General features: G+C 68.8%; 2 protein-coding genes and 1 pseudogene. 2 read left to right on the top strand and 1 reads right to left on the bottom strand.

Features of this window, described 5'->3' with window-relative positions; genetic code table 11:
* Positions 1–74: 74 nt before the first annotated feature.
* Positions 75–1,349 carry a histidine--tRNA ligase gene (gene hisS, locus A8G08_RS16590; protein ID WP_068276354.1) on the top strand — a complete coding sequence of 425 codons (1,275 nt, stop codon included), beginning with the start codon at positions 75–77 and terminating at the stop codon, positions 1,347–1,349.
* Positions 1,336–1,968: a hypothetical protein gene (locus A8G08_RS16585; RefSeq protein ID WP_068276351.1), complete on the top strand. Its 633-nt coding sequence runs from the start codon at positions 1,336–1,338 to the stop codon at positions 1,966–1,968. The genes hisS and A8G08_RS16585 overlap by 14 nt, the downstream gene beginning before the upstream one ends.
* A 42-nt stretch (positions 1,969–2,010) precedes the next feature.
* On the opposite strand, the pseudogene A8G08_RS27530 reads toward A8G08_RS16585, so the two are convergent.
* Positions 2,011–2,909: pseudogene (locus tag A8G08_RS27530) on the bottom strand (hypothetical protein); the annotation flags it as partial.

Below are 2,909 nucleotides of genomic sequence, written 5' to 3'. Positions count from 1 at the left end.
CCGCGCGGGGTATGAGTCTGCCATTACGACCTGAGACGTCGCTGACAGACCGGCAACGCCTAGGCTTGATCATCGTGAGCAAGCCGAACGCATTCGCCGCGCCGAAGGGCGTGCCCGACTATTTGCCGCCCGATTCCGCCGGTTTCGTGGCGGTCCGAGACGCACTCACGCGCGCCGCCCGTCTCGCAGGGTACGGCCATATCGAGTTGCCGATCTTCGAGGACACCGGGCTGTTCGCCCGCGGTGTGGGCGAGTCGACCGACGTGGTGAGCAAGGAGATGTACACCTTCGCCGACCGCGGCGATCGCAGCGTCACGCTGCGGCCGGAGGGTACGGCGGGTGTTATGCGTGCGGTAATCGAGCACGGTCTGGACCGCGGGCAGCTGCCGGTGAAGCTGAGCTACAACGGCCCGTTCTTCCGCTACGAGCGGCCGCAGGCGGGACGGTACCGCCAGTTGCAGCAGGTCGGTGTCGAGGCGATCGGTGTGGACGATCCGGCGCTCGATGCCGAGGTGATCGCGATTGCCGATACCGGTTTCCGCAGCCTCGGCCTCGACGGGTTCCGGTTGGAGATCACCTCGCTCGGTGACGACACCTGCCGCCCGGAGTACCGCGCCCTGCTGCAGGAGTTCCTGTTCGGCCTCGATCTCGATGAGGAGACACGGCGACGGGCGGAGATCAACCCGCTGCGCGTTCTCGATGACAAGCGCCCGCAGGTCCGGGAGATGACCGCGGACGCGCCGCTGATGATCGATCACCTGTCCGCCTCTGCGAAGGCGCATTTCGACGAGGTCCTTGGCCACCTGGACCGGCTCGGAGTGCCGTACGTGGTCAACCCCAGGATGGTCCGCGGGCTGGATTACTACACGAAGACGACGTTCGAGTTCGTGCACGACGGTCTCGGCGCCCAGTCGGGCATCGGTGGCGGTGGTCGGTACGACGGGCTTATGGCACAACTCGGCGGCCAGCCGCTGTCCGGGATCGGCTTCGGGCTTGGCATCGACCGCACGCTGCTTGCTCTCGCGGCGGAGGGCAAGTCCGCCGGTGATCCGGCGCGGTGCGAGGTCTTCGGTGTACCGCTCGGAGACGAAGCCAGGGCCGAGCTCATCGTGCTCGCGCACCGGCTGCGGGCCAACGGCGTCTCGGTCGATCTCGCCTACGGCGGACGCGGCCTGAAGGGCGCGATGAAGGCCGCCGACAAGTCCGGGGCGAAGTACGCCCTGGTGCTTGGCGATCGGGATATCGAGGCGGGCACCGTCGGGCTCAAGGACCTGCAGACCGGCGACCAGCGCGATATCGAGCTGGCTCGGGCGGTTGAGACCGTCGGAGAACTCCTTGCCGGAGCCTGATCAGCGGACGGAACTCGACCTCATCGACCCCGCGCTGGTCGTTCCGCGTCTGCGTACGGTGGCGCTGGTAGCTGCCGGCATCGGCGTCCTCGCCGCGGTGGTGGTGGGCGCGGTGGCTTCGTGGCCGATTGGGATCCTGGTGGGCGTGATCATCGGGGGGCCGACCGGGATCTCGGCAATGCTCGCGATGCGGCGGCGAAAGTGGATGTCCGGCACGGTGATTCATGCCCGCCGGGCACTCGGCTATCGCACCCTCGATGTCGCGCAGGCAGTAAGCGCCGAGTTGCAGGTGCGGACCGCGCGGGTTAGCCAAGTATCGCTTCGGATCGGCGACGGCAATAAGTCGGTGACCGTGCCGCTGGCTCTCTACACCGACACTGGCGGCGCCGAACTCGGCGTACTGGCACTGAGAAAGCTCGCAGACGCGCTCGCGTCGAGTGAACTCGCCGCCGCGGCGGCAGTGTCGTCGGTGCTGGTGCAGCAGTTGCGCGCCGAGGCCCGTGAGGCGGGACTCGACGAGCGTCCGCTCTATGCGGCGGTGCGGGCGGTCCGCGATTCGGGCAGAGCGAATTTCACGACGTTGTCCGACGCCGAGGTCGCCGGGCTTCTCGATCCGTAGGACCGCCGCCGGCGTGTGCCTGGCGACGGTCCGAAATACGTATCAGAGGTCGTCGTATGCGGCCCCGAGCACGGGCGACACCACCTGCGGCAGATCGCCGACGACCCCATTGGCATCGGTCACCGCATTGAGGTAGCCGGGCGAGTTGCGCACGGTGTCTTCACCACCGCCCGCGGGTCGGGCGCCTGCCATGGGGCCCATCATCCCGCCGCCGGGCACGGCGCCAAGGACACCCGATCCTGCGAAGCCGGTGGGACCGTAGCCTGCGGTCGCAGCCACTGCGCCTGTGCCGCCGAGCGAGGGCGTCGACAACGGTGCTGTGCCCAGACCGCCGCCGATTCCGCCGCCGCCGGAGTGCCCGCCGCCCACGCCGGCCGCGTGGGTTTGACCGCTCGCGTCGGGCGAGGCTGCATCGCCTTCCGCGTTGCCTGGGAACATCGGCGACTCGGTGATGGTGCGAATGCCCTCGGTGACGGTGGAAATAACCGGCTCGCCAACTGACTCGAGCACCTTCGATGCGATCGCCATCGGCGACTGGCCGGTTCCGGTGCCCAGCAATGGGCCGGCCAGCGCAGCCATGGCCGCCGTAGGACCGGCGAGTTCGCCACGGGTCCGGGACACGACGGCGAGCGCCTGGCCGAGCGACTCGGTTGCCGTGGCGATCAAGGCAGCCTGGCCGGGCGGGGTGAGCGCGACCGGCACGAAGGCGGTGGCCTTGGCGACGAAGGCGTCGAGAATCGCGGTCAGTTCGGCATTGCCGCGTTGTACGACCGCCGCGGCGTCGCGGGTCACCGTGGCGATATCCGAGGCCTGCTGCGACGATTCGGTGCCGTCGGCCTGCATCGTGCGTCCCTGCTGCTGTGCACTGTCGGCAGCGATGCCCTGCCACACCTGATCGAGTGCGGACAGGCCGCCCTTGCCGAGTTGCATTGCGCCGTCGA

The sequence above is a fragment of the Aldersonia kunmingensis genome, assembly GCF_001646865.1.
Lineage (GTDB): Bacteria > Actinomycetota > Actinomycetes > Mycobacteriales > Mycobacteriaceae > Aldersonia > Aldersonia kunmingensis.
This window is presented reverse-complemented; position numbering and strand designations above follow the sequence as displayed.